We start from the raw sequence: 15439 nt of genomic DNA, 5'->3' as shown, positions 1-15439 counted from the left end.
ACGTGGTTTGTTTAATTTTATGGCGAATTTACTAATTATTATCAAACGAGAATGATAAAATTTTCATAACAGATAAAATTGAAAAGAGCTCATTTTCATATACATTACGAGCTTTTTGAAAAAAAAGATGAAATTTTTTTATTTTTTTATTGAAAAATGTTTGCGCAACTACAAATTTGTTTTAAATTTGCAGCCTGTTACAAAACAATGGCCTATGGTGTAACTGGTAACACGTCAGTTTTTGGTACTGAAGAGTCTAGGTTCGAGACCTAGTGGGCCAACAAAGTAATCCTAACACATTTATGTGTTAGGATTTTTTGGTTTTATAGGTTTTTGTAGTGAGATTTTTGTGTTATTTGTAGTATTGTCGGCGTTAAATTTTAAAGGTAATCACTGGTCTTTTTGCGTGATTTACAAGATCTTCACTTAGGCTTCCGTTTAAAAAGTGAGCAATGCCTTGTCTTCCATGTGTGCTAATACCAATAAGATCTGCGTTAATGATGTGAGAGAAATTTAAAATTCCTTTTTCTACAGTTTCATCGTTGTATATGTTGGTGGTGTAGTTTGTGAAATTTGTGCCTTCAATAAATTCGCTGATTTTTACTTTTGCGCGAGCAGTTGTTTTAAAGTTTGCAACAGTGTTTACCATTAATAAATGAATTTTTGCATTAAAAGCTTCAGCTAATTTTACTGCTTGTTTGTAGGTTTCTTTATTATCATTCTCAAAGTCTGAAGCAAAAACAAATTCTTCAATATTAAAATCTAGATGTTCGTTTTTAATAACTAAAACAGGTTTTTCAGATGTGCGAACAATTTTTTCGGCATTAGAGCCAATAAACATTTCCTTGAGTCCATTAGAGCCATGAGATCCCATGACAATTAAATCAATGTCATGTGACTTGCAGGTTTCTAAAATACCAGTAGATATATCATGAAAATCTACCATTTCTGTAACTGTAATATCATTCAAGTAAGCCTTACTCATAACTTCCGCAAATTGTTTGTGGGCAAGTTTCATAAAATAAACAGCTTCTGGTAAGTCTGATGGAACACCTTCAGAAATGTGAGATAGTGGTAAATCAAGCATGTGGAGCAAGATAAGTTCGCAATTGTGTTTTTTAGAGAGTTGAGCGGCTACTTTTATCGCATTCTCTGCTTCGTTTGAAAAATCGGTTGGAACAAGAATTTTTTTCATAATAACTATGTTTAGAGGTACTTAAAGTTAGGGAAAAAAATGGACTTCTAAAAACCGAGGGTCGTTTACTTTTTTGTTGCACTCAAAAAAGACGGGTCATAGGGCTGTTTGTGGTGTTTCCATTAAATGAAGCAGAATAATATTATGCTAATAAATTTGACAGTAAAAAGCTCTTTTTTTTAGTAAAAATAAAAGTCTGCTTTAGTTTTCTATGAAAATTAATAAAAACTATGTATATTTGCAGCGTTGTAAGAAATAATGAATGTGAGCGGACGAAAAGTCCGCTCTTTTTATACTTAAAAATGTTTAACACCACAGTAAAAGATTTATTGAACGAAGCTCTAGAAGAGAGAACCGATTTATTTTTAATCGATTTCACTATTTCTAGTGAACAAGCAGTAAACATAATTATCGATGGCGATAATGGTGTAAAAGTTGACGATTGTATTTTTATTAGTAGAGCAATTGAGCATAATATTGATAGAGAAGAGCATGATTTTTCTTTGGAAGTAGCTTCGGCTGGAGCAGCTGCACCTTTAACACTACCAAGACAATTTAAAAGAAACATTGGTAGAACATTAGAAGTTAGAACACAAACCGATAACATTGAAGCAGAGTTAATAGACGTTTCAGAGGAAGGTATAGAGTTGACATGGAAAGCTAGAGAGCCAAAACCTGTTGGAAAAGGTAAGGTTACGGTTGTTAAGAATGCAAAAATAGCTTTCAACGATATTGTAGAAGCAAAAGTTGTGATAAAATTTTAATTCAGTAGAATAATGGAGAATATAGCGTTAATTGAGTCATTTTCAGAGTTTAAAGACGATAAATTTATCGATCGTGTTACGCTAATGGCAATATTAGAAGATGTATTTAGAAATGCATTAAAGAAGAAGTTTGGAGATGATGATAACTTCGATATTATTATAAATCCAGATAAAGGAGATTTAGAGATTTGGAGAAATAGAATCGTTGTTGCTGATGGAGAAGTAGAAGAGCCAAACCAAGAAATTTCGTTATCTGCAGCTAGAAAAATTGAACCAGATTTTGAGGTTGGTGAAGATGTGTCTCAAGAAGTGAAATTAATAGACCTTGGTCGTCGTGCTATTTTAGCATTACGTCAAAATTTAATTTCTAAAATACACGAACACGATAATACTAATATATTCAAGCAGTTTAAAGAGCTTGAAGGTACATTATATACTGCCGAAGTGCACCACATTCGTCATAGAGCTGTTATTTTGCTTGACGATGAAGGAAATGAAATTATATTGCCTAAAGACAAACAAATACCTTCAGATTTTTTCCGTAAAGGAGATAATGTAAGAGGTATTATTGATAGTGTAGAGCTTAAAGGAAATAAACCAGCGATTATTATGTCGCGTACATCACCTAAGTTTTTAGAAAAATTATTTGAATCTGAAATTCCTGAAGTGTTTGATGGTTTAATTACTATTAAAAACGTAGTAAGAATTCCTGGTGAAAAAGCAAAAGTAGCAGTAGATTCTTATGATGATAGAATTGATCCTGTTGGAGCTTGTGTAGGTATGAAAGGATCTAGAATTCATGGTATCGTTAGAGAATTAGGAAACGAGAACATTGATGTAATCAATTATACTACCAACCTACAATTATATATAACAAGAGCATTAAGTCCAGCACGTGTAACATCAATTAAAATTGATGAAGAAAACAAACGTGCAGAGGCTATCTTAAAGCCAGAAGAAGTAAGTAAAGCTATTGGACGTGGAGGTCACAATATCCGTTTAGCTGGACAACTTACTGGTTACGAGATCGATGTGTTTAGAGAAGGCGCAGAAGAAGATGTTGAATTGAGAGAATTCTCTGATGAAATAGAAGGCTGGGTAATTAAAGAATTTAGCAAAGCAGGTTTAGATACAGCAAAAAGTATTCTAGAACAAGATGTTGCAGATTTAGTAAAGAGAACAGACTTAGAAGAAGAAACAATATTAGATGTTATTAGAATTCTTAAGGAAGAATTCGAAGATTAACATATATTTGAGTAAAATTAAGGTAAAGGCAATTTATGGCTGAAACGATTAGATTAAACAAAGTACTACGTGAGCTTAACATCTCTCTGGATCGTGCTGTGGAATTTTTAGATTCCAAAGGTGTCGAGGTAGAGAAGCGTCCGACTACGAAAATTTCTGAAACAACTTATAAGATTCTTTCAGATGAGTTCGAAACTGATGCAGGTAAGAAGATGAAGTCTCAAGCTGTTAGTGAAGCTAAGCTTAAAGAAAAGGAAGATTTACGTATTAAACGTGAGCAAGAATTAGAAGCTAAGCGAAAAGAGGAGGATGCAAAAGCAGCTATAGCCAAAGCCAAAGCAGAAGAAGTTGTTAAAGCAGCTAAAATTCTTGCTGGACCTAAAAAAGTTGGTAAAATAGACTTAGATCCAAAAAAGAAAGCGCCAAAAGCAGCAGAAAAAGAAATCAAAGAAGTTAAAACTGAAACTCCTAAAAAGGAGGAGAAGGTAGAGATTAAAGCTCCAGTTAAAACTGAAGTAAAAAAAGAATCTACACCTAAAGAAGTTGAAACTCCAAAAGTAGAAACTCCTAAAGCGGATTCTAAAAAAGTAGAGAAAGAAATTTCTGTTAAGAAAGTAACTCCTGTTAAGGAAGTGCCTTCTAAAGAAGAAGTTGCTCCTGCTGAAGAAAGTAACGCACCGGAAACTGTTGAAACAAAATATCAAAAACTTTCTGGACCTAAAATCGCAGGTGAAAAAATTGATTTATCTCAATTTAATAAACCTAAGAAAAAGAAAGAAGTTGCTAAAAAAGGTGATGATGCTAACAAGAAAAAGCGTCGTCGTATTTCTAAGCCAGGAGATAATAGACCAAGTACTGGAGGTAACAACAGAGGTGGTAATACTCGTGGTGGTAACGATAGATTTAAAGGGAAACCAGGACAAGGACGTCGTGCTCCTATTGTAAAAGCAGAACCTAGTGAGGAAGATGTAAAGAAACAAGTAAGAGAAACACTTGAGAAATTACAAGGAAAATCTAACAAAGGTAGAGGAGCTAAAAACAGAAGAGATAAAAGAGATAAGCATAGAGAGCAGACTGAAATCGATGAGCAAATCGAAGCAGCTGAAAGTAAAATCCTTAAAGTAACAGAGTTTGTTACTTCAAGTGAAGTTGCTACTATGATGGATGTTCAAGTCACTCAAATTATTTCAGCATGTATGTCTTTAGGTATGATGGTGACAATGAATCAGCGTTTAGATGCTGAAACATTAACTATTGTAGCCGAAGAATTTGGATATAAAGTAGAATTTGTAACTACAGATATTGAGGAATCAATTGTAGAAGTAGAAGATAAACCAGAAGATTTAATAGAACGTGCACCTATTGTTACGGTAATGGGACACGTAGATCACGGTAAAACATCACTTCTAGATTACATTCGTCAAGAAAACGTAATTGCAGGAGAATCTGGTGGGATAACACAGCACATTGGAGCATACGGAGTAGAGTTAGAAAATGGTCAAAAGATTGCTTTCTTAGATACACCAGGTCACGAGGCCTTTACTGCCATGCGTGCACGTGGAGCTCAAGTAACAGATATTGCAATTATTGTTGCAGCAGCAGATGATGATATCATGCCGCAAACAAAAGAAGCAATTTCTCATGCTCAAGCAGCAGGAGTGCCAATAGTATTTGCTATTAACAAAATAGATAAACCAGACGCTAATCCTGAAAAGATTAAAGAAGGTTTAGCACAAATGAATCTTTTAGTTGAAGATTGGGGAGGTAAAATTCAATCTCATGATATTTCAGCAAAAATAGGAACTGGTGTTAAAGAATTATTAGAAAAAGTATTACTTGAAGCAGAATTATTAGAGCTTAAAGCAAACCCTAATAAGCCTGCGGTTGGTACAGTTGTAGAGGCATTCTTAGACAAAGGTCGTGGTTATGTATCAACAATATTAGTACAAGCAGGAACACTTAAAGTAGGTGATTATGTATTAGCTGGTAAAAATAGTGGTAAGATTAAAGCAATGCAAGATGAACGTGGACACGATGTTCAATCTGCAGGACCTTCTACGCCAGTATCAATATTAGGATTAGATGGAGCGCCTCAAGCTGGTGATAAGTTTAATGTATTTGCAGATGAGCGTGAAGCAAAACAAATTGCTACTAAACGTATGCAATTACAACGTGAGCAAGATGTTCGTACTACTAAAACATTAACATTAGCAGAAATTGGACGTCGTATCGCATTAGGTACATTTAAGGAATTAAATATTATTCTTAAAGGAGATGTAGATGGTTCGGTTGAAGCATTAACAGATTCTTTCCAGAAGTTGTCTACTGAAGAAATTCAAGTAAATATCTTACATAAAGGAGTTGGAGCCATTACAGAAAGTGATGTATTATTAGCAACAGCTTCTGATGCCATTATTATCGGATTTAATGTGCGTCCTGTTGGAAATGCAAGAGTTATTGCAGATAGAGAAGAAGTTGATATTAGAACATACTCAATTATCTACGATGCCATTAACGATCTTAAAGATGCAATGGAAGGTATGTTATCTCCAGAGCTCAAAGAAGAGATTACTGGTACAGCCGAAATTAGAGAAATCTTTAAGGTTACTAAAATTGGAAGTATTGCTGGTTGTATGGTAATGAATGGTAAAATATATAGAAACTCTCAAATACGTTTAGTACGTGATGGAGTTGTAGTTTACACAGGTGAATTAGCCTCTTTAAAGCGATTTAAAGATGATGTTAAAGAAGTTGGTAAAGGATACGACTGTGGTATGCAGGTTAAAAATTACAACGATATTAAAGAAGGCGATGTAATTGAAGCGTTCCATGAAGTAGAGGTTAAGAAAAAACTTAAGTAAATAGATGCTTAAAAAGTATCTATGGAGTTTAATCATTACTCGATAATAAATAAAACTAAAACCGCTTTCAAATATTTGAAAGCGGTTTTTTTATGTTCTTATCTTAATTACTTTATAGGTGACTAATGTATAAATTCAGTATAGTTAATGAAGAACTACTTGTTTAATTTAGTTACTTAACTGAATCCATATGTACCTTTTGTAATTACATAAAAAAAACGTTATCAAATATTTGATAACGTTTTCTTATTTTAAATAACTTCTTGTGCTGTTTTAGCTCTTCTTTTTTGGTTTAAAGATAAATGCACTTGGGAAGTTTTTCTTTACTTTTAATAAAGCTTTATCTGCTTCTAATCGTGTTCTAAAATTACCAACCCATACCTTGTAATTTGGTGTCTCGTATTCTAGTTTAGAAGACCAAGAGTTGAAAGTGCTATCAAAACTATTTTCTATACTTTCAGCACGTTGTCTTGATCCAGAATAGATCTGAATTTTATAACGATCGCTATCTTCATCTTCATTATTTATCTGTTTTTTCAACTTTAATATAGCCGAAATCTCTGGGTCTTGATTTACCGTAACAGTGCCTTCTTGAGCTAAAACGTAACTACTACTAAGTGTTAAGCCTAGAGATAAACAAAGGATTTTTAGAGGTTTAATGTTCATAATCAATATTTATTTAATGCAAATGTAAAAGTAATAAACGAAAAAAAATGTCTTTTTCTTATTTAGAATTTTTCTAAATTATAAATTAAGACTTCCTTAAGATTTAAAAAATGGACTTTAAGTATTACTTTTGCCTAAGTTTTTTATAACTGTATTTTTATACATAGATGAAAAAATCGTACCAAAGTTTAGAAGTAAATTCAATCAACAATATGAAACAGGTGATTCACCGCAGATTAGGTCTTAATGTTTTTCATTTTTGCTTAATTTTTTTAATAGCGTTCTCTACTACTCTTTCTGCTCAAGAAGGAGATGTTGCAGCAGGTAAAGCATTGTTTAATGCAAATTGTGCATCATGTCACAAATTAGACAAAAAAATGACAGGTCCAGCATTGCGTAATGTTGAGAGTCGTTTAGCAGATGACGAAGGTCTTGACAGAGCATGGATATACACATGGATTAAAAATAGTGCCGGAATGGTGAAATCTGGTGATGCTTACGCAAACAAGATTTACAAGGAGTATAATGGCACTGCCATGACTGCTTTTCCTCAGTTAGCAGATGCGGATATAGATAATATATTGGCATACACTTCAGCAGAAGCTCCAGCACCGGTAGTGACTCCTGGTCAGGCTGTAGCAGCTAATCCTTCTGGAGATACTTCTTCAAATGGGTTAATTCTTGGAGCATTAGCATTGTTATTTGCTTTATTAGCAGGAGCATTGTTCTTAGTGAATAAAACTTTACGTCGCTTTGCTGATGAGAAAGGTGTTGAGTTAGCTGATAAGCAAAAAAACACTCCTATCTGGAAAGCGTTTGTTGAAAATCAATTTCTAGTATTAGTTACTGCTATTTTGTTTTTATTAGCTTCAGGGTATTTTGTATATGGTTACTTTATGCAAGTTGGTGTTAATCAAGGATACGAGCCAGTTCAAGAGATTCATTATTCGCATAGAATTCATGCAGGAGATAACGAGATTGATTGTAAATACTGTCACTCTTCAGCTAGAGTTAGTAAAACATCTGGTATACCTTCTTTAAATGTTTGTATGAATTGTCATAAAACAATAGCAGAAGTTGCTCCAGAAACTCAGTCAGAAGGTATGTCTGAATATGGTGTTGATTATAATTCTGAAATCAAAAAACTATACAAGGCTGTTGGTTGGGATGATGCAGAACAAAATTACACAGGTGAAACAAGCCCAGTTAAATGGACAAGAATTCATAACTTACCTGATTTCGCATACTTTAATCATTCACAACACGTGTCTGTTGCAGGAGTAGAGTGCCAAACATGTCACGGTCCTGTAGAAGAAATGGAAGTTATGTATCAATATGCTCCATTAACAATGGGTTGGTGTATTAACTGTCACAGAGAGACAAACGTTAATGTAAAGGATAACGAGTACTATACTAAAATTCACGATCAACTATCTAAAAAATATGGTGTAGAAGAGCTAACTGCTGCACAGATGGGTGGAACTGAATGTGGTAAGTGTCATTACTAAAAGTAAGTTTTTAGTACTTCCATTAAAGTGGATGTCTCGAATAGAGAAATTTTAAATAATAAATTAAGAAGTAATTCAATTATATAATATGTCATCAAACAAGAAATACTGGAAAAGTGTTGAGGAGCTAAAAGATAGCTCTATTGTTGAGACGCTAAAACAAAACGAGTTTGTAAACGAAATACCTACTGATGAGTTTCTTGGAGACAAGGAAACATTAGAGTCTTCTTCTACAACACGTCGCGATTTCTTAAAGTACGTAGGTTTTAGTACAGCTGCTGCATCTTTAGCTGCTTGTGAAGGACCAGTAATTAAATCAATACCTTACGTAGTACAACCGGATTCTATTATTCCTGGTGTTGCAAACTATTATGCTACAACTATTGCTGATGGTTTTGATTTTGCAAGTGTTTTAGTAAAAACTCGCGAAGGTCGTCCAATAAAAATTGAGAATAATAACCTTGGTGCTACAGACGCTGGAGCAAATGCAAGAGTTAATGCATCAGTTTTAGGATTATATGATAGTTTAAGAGTACAAAGTCCAATGAAAGGCGAAGATGCTATTTCTTGGTCCGCTTTTACTTCAGAAACTACTCAGAAATTAAACACATTAAAAGACAGTGGAAAGCAAATTGTGTTATTAACACAAACATATGCTAGTCCAACCACGTCTAAATTAATTGCAGAGTTTAAAGAGAAATACGGAAATGTAAATCATGTAGTATATGACGCTGTTTCAGAGTCTTCTGCATTAGATGCATTTCAAGCAAAATATAACGAAAGAGGCTTAGCCGATTATAATTTTTCACTAGCTGCAACAATAGTTGCATTTGGTGCTGATTTCTTAGGAGATTGGCAAGGTGGAGGATTTGATACTGGATACTCTCAAGGACGTGTTCCAACAAATGGAAAAATGTCTCGTCATATTCAGTTTGAATCTAATATGTCATTAGCAGGAGCAAATGCCGATAAACGTGTGCCTTTAACACCAAGTCAGCAAAAATTAGCTTTAGCAAAATTACATAGTTTATTAGTAGGCGGTGCTTTTTCAGGAAGCTTACCTGCAAATATAGAGAAAGCTGTACAAGATGCTGCTTCAGAGCTTAGAAAAGCTGGAAGTACAGGTGTTGTAGTAACAGGTCTTCAAGATGTAAATGCACAAACTGTAGTTTTAGAGATTAATGAAAAGCTTAATAGTAAAGCTTTTAATCCTAAAAAACCTATTAAAACTAGACAAGGAAATGATAAGGCAGTTATGTCTTTAGTTGCTGATATGAAAGCAGGTAAAGTTGGAGCTGTTATTATGAGTGGTGTAAATCCACTATATACATTACCTAATGCTTCAGATTTTGCTGAAGGATTAAAAAACACTGAATTATCTGTTGCTTTTTCAATGAAAGCAGATGAGACAGCTTCAGCTTCGCAATATATTGCTGCTGCACCTCACTACTTAGAAAGTTGGGGAGATGTAGAGTTAAAGAAAGGTCATTTTGGATTAATTCAACCAACTATTCGCCCTTTATTCGATACGAAACAATTTCAAGACACACTATTACTTTGGAATGGTAGAGATGAGAAGTATAGCGATTATATTAAGTCACTTTGGAATACTGAAATATTAGGCGGTGCATCATTCAACCAAGCGTTACATGATGGATCTTATATCTCTAAATTCTCAGGAGATTTAGTTGAAGATACAACTGAAACTTCAGAAGAAAATGTTGAAACTCCATCTGGAAATGCAGCAAGAGCTTTAGTTTCTAGTGTAACTTCAAATGGAATGGAACTTACTTTATACACTAAAGTAGGAATGGGTGATGGACAACAAGCGAATAATCCTTGGTTACAAGAATTTCCAGATCCAATTACAAGAACAACATGGGATAACTATTTAACAGTTTCTGCAGCAGATGCTAAAGCGTTAGAATTAGTTAACGAACATGAAGCAACAGGTGCTTTAAATGGTAGTTATGCAGATGTTAATGTTAATGGTAATAAATTAACTGTTCCTGTAATTATTCAGCCAGGTCAAGCTAAAGGTTCTGTTGGTTTAGCATTTGGATATGGTAAAGTAGCAGGTTTAAAAGAAGAAATGCAAACTGGAGTTAATGCTTATACATTATACCAAGGTTTTAATACAATACAAAACGTAACTGTTACAAAGTCTGCTGGTATGCACGAGTTTGCTTGTGTACAATTACAAAACACTTTAATGGGTCGTGGTGACATTATTAAAGAAACAACCTTAGAGATCTTTAATACTAAAGATAAAAAGCACTGGAATGCTGTTCCTGTGGTATCTTTAAATCACGAAGAAGTTGAAGTAACTTCACCAGAAGTTGATTTATGGGATGAATTTGACCGTTCAATTGGACATCACTTTAACTTATCTATAGATTTAAATGCTTGTACAGGTTGTGGAGCATGTGTAATAGCATGTCATGCAGAAAACAATGTACCTGTTGTAGGTAAAGAAGAAATACGTAGAAGTCGCGATATGCACTGGTTACGTATTGATAGATATTATTCATCTGAAGATTCTTTTGAAGCTGATGATGCTAAAAAAGAAGGCTTCGATGGTTTATTTGGAGACAATGGTTCTTTAGGAGGTTTTGGAGAATTAGAACATCCTGCAGATAACCCACAAGTAGCTTTCCAACCTGTAATGTGTCAACACTGTAATCATGCTCCTTGTGAGACTGTTTGTCCAGTAGCTGCAACATCACATGGTCGTCAAGGTCAAAACCATATGGCTTATAACCGTTGTGTAGGTACAAGATATTGTGCTAACAACTGTCCATATAAAGTACGTCGTTTTAACTGGTTCCTTTATAATGGAAACGATGAGTTCGATTACTTCATGAATGACGATTTAGGAAGAATGGTAATTAACCCAGACGTAACAGTACGTTCTCGTGGTGTCATGGAAAAATGTTCTATGTGTATTCAAAAAACACAGAAAACAATTCTTGATGCTAAACGCGATGGTCGTGTTATTAAGGATGGTGAATTCCAAACAGCTTGTTCATCTGCTTGTAGCAGTGGAGCGATGGTATTTGGAGATATTAACGATAAAGATAGTAAAGTTGCAAAACTTTTAGAAGACGATCGTATGTATCACTTATTAGAAAGTGTTGGTACTAAACCTAATGTTCAGTATCATACTAAAGTGAGAAACACGAAAGCATAGAAAGGATTAATTAACGAACAATTATAAAAGGATTATGGCGTCTCATTACGAAGCACCTATTAGAAGACCTTTAGTTACAGGCAATAAGTCGTATCACGATGTAACCGTAGATATCGCAGCTCCTGTAGAAGGTAAAGCCAACAAACAATGGTGGATTGTATTCTCTATCGCATTAGTAGCTTTCCTATGGGGAGTTGGATGTATGGTTTACACAATATCTACCGGAATTGGAACTTGGGGATTAAACAAGACCGTAGGATGGGCTTGGGATATTACTAACTTCGTTTGGTGGGTTGGTATTGGTCACGCAGGAACATTAATTTCTGCAGTACTATTATTATTCCGTCAAAAATGGAGAATGGCAATTAACCGTTCTGCAGAAGCAATGACAATTTTCTCTGTAGTACAGGCAGGATTGTTTCCAGTAATTCACATGGGTAGACCATGGTTAGCGTATTGGGTATTACCAATTCCAAACCAATTTGGTTCACTATGGGTAAACTTTAACTCACCATTACTTTGGGATGTATTTGCTATTTCAACGTATTTATCTGTATCATTAGTATTTTGGTGGACAGGTTTATTACCGGATTTCGCAATGTTACGTGATAGAGCTATTAAGCCTTTCCAAAAGAAAATTTATAGTTTATTAAGTTTTGGTTGGACAGGTAGAGCAAAAGATTGGCAACGTTTTGAAGAAGTATCATTAGTGCTTGCTGGTTTAGCAACACCATTAGTACTTTCTGTACACACGATTGTATCTTTCGATTTTGCAACATCTGTTATTCCAGGTTGGCACACAACTATATTCCCTCCTTACTTTGTTGCAGGAGCAGTATTCTCTGGTTTTGCAATGGTAAATACACTTCTTATTATTATGAGAAAAGTGTGTAGCTTAGAAGACTATATTACAGTACAGCATATCGAATTAATGAACATTGTAATTATGATTACAGGTTCTATTGTAGGTGTTGCATATATAACTGAGTTATTTGTAGCATGGTATTCTGGTGTAGAGTATGAGCAATATGCTTTCTTGAATAGAGCAACTGGACCATACGCATGGGCTTACTGGTCGATGATGACTTGTAATGTATTCTCTCCGCAGTTTATGTGGTTCAAGAAACTTAGAACAAGTATCATGTTCTCTTTTGGAATATCAATTGTTGTAAACATTGGAATGTGGTTTGAGCGTTTTGTAATTATTGTAACTTCATTACACAGAGATTACTTACCATCATCATGGACAATGTTCTCACCAACGTTTGTAGATATTGGAATATTTATTGGAACGATAGGATTCTTCTTTGTATTATTCTTATTATATTCAAGAACATTCCCAGTAATAGCGCAGGCAGAAGTTAAAACTATATTAAAATCTTCAGGAGATAAGTATAAGAACTTAAGAGAATCTGGAAAAACTTTAATGGGAACTGGTGCTGATGCTAGAACATCAGTAGTGACAAACTTCGATAATAAAGAACAAAAAAACAATAACGAGTAGCATATGGAAACTTCAAAAGTAATTCACGCTATTTATAACGATGATGATGTTTTAATGGCAGCTGTTAAATCAGTTAAAGCTAAAAGATATCACATTGAAGAAATATATACTCCATTTCCTGTCCATGGACTAGACAAGGCAATGGGATTAGCGCCAACAAGAATCGCAATCGCAGCTTTTATGTACGGTTGTATAGGTCTAGCAGTAGCCACTTTAATGATGAATTTCATTATGATTGAAGATTGGCCTCAAAATATTGGTGGTAAACCAAGTTTTAGTTACTTAGAAAATATGCCTGCATTCGTACCTATTATGTTCGAATTAACGGTTTTCTTTGCAGCTCACTTAATGGTAATAACATTTTACTTACGCAGTAGAATGTGGCCATTCAAAAAAGCAGAAAATCCAGATCCAAGAACAACAGATGACCATTTTTTAATGGAAATAGCTGTTCATGGTAACGAAAAAGAATTGCACGATTTACTTTCAGAAACTGGTGCAGTTGAAATAAACGTAGTAGATAATACGCATTAATTATAGACAATGAAGAGCATTTTTAACATAACAATATTAGCGCTGGTTTTAGTGTCGATTGTAGCTTGTAAGAAAGATTCGAGACCGAATTATGAATACATGCCTAATATGTACGAATCAGTTGCATACGAAACATATCAAGAGTCTGATGCTTTCGCAAACGGAGTAGAAGCTCAATTACCTGCTGAAGGAACAATACCTAGAGGTTATACACCTTTTGATATTGATAATACTACTGAAGGTTACAACGAAGCTAAAGCAAATTTAAAAAACGTTTTAGATTCTACTCAAGTAGATTACGTTAGAGGTAAAGAATTATTTGATATCTATTGTGGAATTTGCCACGGTACTAAAGGTGACGGTAAAGGTAAATTAGTACAAAGAGAAAAAATTCTTGGTATACCAAGATACGATGATGCTGGAAGAGCTATTACAGAAGGTAGTATTTATCATACTATTTACTATGGTAAAAATACTATGGGTTCTTACGCAAATCAATTAAATTACGAAGAGCGCTGGCAAGTAGTTTCATATGTTATGAAATTGAAGGCAGATTTAGAAAAATAAGATTTAGTTAAAGATTATATAATGGAATACAAAATTTCAAATAGACTAAGATTAACTGCAATCATTTTAATGGTCGTTGGACTGTTAGGTGTTGGCTATGGCTTTATAACTTCAAATAAATCATTTGCTGAAGTAGAGACTATGTTGGCAAATGAATCGCATCATGGAGATGGTCATGGTGAAACTGCAGCTCATGGAGAAGAAACACATCAAGTAGAAACTGTTGGTCATGATGCTCATGCATCAGACGTTTCTCATGATGAAGGTCATGAAGTAGTAGATGAACATACAAAACATGTAAACCATGTAATGCATGCAATGCATAATAGACCATGGTCTGCTTTTTATGTTGCAGCATTCTTTTTCATGATGATAGCATTAGGAGCATTAGCGTTTTACGCAATTCAATATGTATCTCAATCAGGATGGTCACCTCTTGTATTAAGAGTAATGGAAGGTATAACTGCTTATTTATTACCTGGAGCTCTAATAGTTTTAGCTATTGCAGTTGCATCAGGAACTATTGGACATTACAATATTTTTGTTTGGATGGATCCAGAAGTTGTGGCTCACGACAAACTTATACAAGGTAAAACTGGATGGTTAAACATTTGGGGATTCTTGATTAGAGGTTTAATCTTTATTGGCGGGTGGTCATTATACAGACACTTTTCTAGAAAATTCTCTATTGCTCAAGATAAAGCAAATGATAACAAAAATTTTAAGAAGACATTTCGTATTTCTGCAGCATTTTTAGTATTCTTTATTTATACAGAATCTATGATGTCTTGGGATTGGATTATGAGTGTAGATCCTCACTGGTTCTCTACATTATTTGGTTGGTACGTTTTCGCAGGTATGATGGTTTGCGGTATTACTGTAATCGCATTTATAACAATATACTTAAAAACTAAAGGCTTATTACCACAAGTTAACGACAGCCATATACATGATTTAGCAAAGTTTATGTTTGCTTTCAGTATTTTCTGGACATATTTATGGTTCTCTCAATTCATGTTAATCTGGTATTCAAATATTCCAGAAGAAGTAACATATTTTGTAACTCGAATAGAAGATTATAAATTACCATTCTTTGGCATGTTAGCCATGAACTTTATTTTTCCTTTATTACTATTAATGAACAGTGATTATAAGCGTGTTCCTTGGTTTGTTGTAATGGCAGGTATTGTGATATTAGCAGGTCATTATATTGATATTTTCAATATGATAATGCCAGCGACAGTTGGTGATCAATGGTATATTGGAATTCCTGAAATTGCATCTTTACTATTCTTTGCTGGATTATTTATCTTCATTGTATTTACTGCGCTTACAAAAGCACCATTAGCACAAACAAGAAATCCATTTATTAAAGAAAGTGAACATTTTCATTATTAATAACACA

The 15439-nt window shown here is 34.1% G+C and carries 11 protein-coding genes and 1 tRNA gene; 10 read left to right on the top strand and 2 right to left on the bottom strand.

The features are described from left to right. Positions 1–208 precede the first annotated feature (208 nt). Positions 209–281 (top strand) — tRNA-Gln (locus tag ASC41_RS07100). Between the two features lie 92 nt (positions 282–373). On the opposite strand, the gene ASC41_RS07095 is transcribed toward ASC41_RS07100, so the two are convergent. After that, positions 374–1195, bottom strand: coding sequence for a universal stress protein (locus ASC41_RS07095; RefSeq protein WP_055435940.1), 822 nt, complete (start codon positions 1193–1195; stop codon positions 374–376). Between the two features lie 302 nt (positions 1196–1497). Here ASC41_RS07095 and rimP point away from each other — a divergent pair, with 302 nt between their 5' ends. The 3 genes from rimP to infB are packed head-to-tail and all read left to right on the top strand — an operon-like array spanning position 1498 to position 6065. Next, complete coding sequence (gene rimP / locus ASC41_RS07090; RefSeq protein ID WP_055435939.1) at positions 1498–1959, top strand: ribosome assembly cofactor RimP; 462 nt, start codon at positions 1498–1500, stop codon at positions 1957–1959. A gap of 12 nt (positions 1960–1971) precedes the next feature. Beyond that, positions 1972–3204: a transcription termination factor NusA gene (gene nusA / locus ASC41_RS07085; protein WP_055435938.1), complete on the top strand. Its 1233-nt coding sequence runs from the start codon at positions 1972–1974 to the stop codon at positions 3202–3204. 35 nt (positions 3205–3239) lie between these two features. After that, positions 3240–6065 (top strand): translation initiation factor IF-2, encoded by a 2826-nt coding sequence (gene infB / locus ASC41_RS07080; RefSeq protein ID WP_055435937.1) that lies wholly within the window; start codon positions 3240–3242, stop codon positions 6063–6065. 273 nt (positions 6066–6338) lie between these two features. Here the strand turns inward: infB and ASC41_RS07075 are convergent, their stop codons facing one another. Continuing rightward, positions 6339–6731, bottom strand: a complete 393-nt coding sequence (locus tag ASC41_RS07075) for an SPOR domain-containing protein (RefSeq protein WP_055435936.1) — start codon at positions 6729–6731, stop codon at positions 6339–6341. A 212-nt stretch (positions 6732–6943) separates the two neighbouring features. On the opposite strand from ASC41_RS07075, the gene ASC41_RS07070 reads away from it, so the two are divergent. The 6 genes from ASC41_RS07070 (at position 6944) to ASC41_RS07045 (ending at position 15432) form a co-directional block, all read left to right on the top strand. Further along, positions 6944–8239, top strand: a complete 1296-nt coding sequence (locus ASC41_RS07070) for a c-type cytochrome (RefSeq protein ID WP_055436005.1) — start codon at positions 6944–6946, stop codon at positions 8237–8239. An 88-nt stretch (positions 8240–8327) separates the two neighbouring features. Further along, positions 8328–11429 (top strand): TAT-variant-translocated molybdopterin oxidoreductase, encoded by a 3102-nt coding sequence (locus ASC41_RS07065; protein WP_055435935.1) that lies wholly within the window; start codon positions 8328–8330, stop codon positions 11427–11429. Between the two features lie 34 nt (positions 11430–11463). Then, entirely contained in the window at positions 11464–12933 is a 1470-nt protein-coding gene (nrfD, locus tag ASC41_RS07060) for an NrfD/PsrC family molybdoenzyme membrane anchor subunit (protein ID WP_055435934.1), read from the top strand. Between the two features lie 3 nt (positions 12934–12936). After that, positions 12937–13467 (top strand): DUF3341 domain-containing protein, encoded by a 531-nt coding sequence (locus ASC41_RS07055; protein WP_055435933.1) that lies wholly within the window; start codon positions 12937–12939, stop codon positions 13465–13467. A gap of 9 nt (positions 13468–13476) precedes the next feature. Then, positions 13477–14034 (top strand): c-type cytochrome, encoded by a 558-nt coding sequence (locus tag ASC41_RS07050; RefSeq protein ID WP_055435932.1) that lies wholly within the window; start codon positions 13477–13479, stop codon positions 14032–14034. Positions 14035–14055: 21 nt separating this feature from the next. Beyond that, positions 14056–15432 (top strand): hypothetical protein, encoded by a 1377-nt coding sequence (locus tag ASC41_RS07045; RefSeq protein WP_055435931.1) that lies wholly within the window; start codon positions 14056–14058, stop codon positions 15430–15432. The last annotated feature ends 7 nt before the right edge of the window (positions 15433–15439 follow it).

This window comes from Lacinutrix algicola, from assembly GCF_001418085.1.
GTDB classification, from domain to species: Bacteria; Bacteroidota; Bacteroidia; order Flavobacteriales; family Flavobacteriaceae; genus Lacinutrix; species Lacinutrix algicola.
Note: the sequence above shows the minus strand (reverse complement) of the source record. Positions and strands in the feature narration are given on the sequence as shown.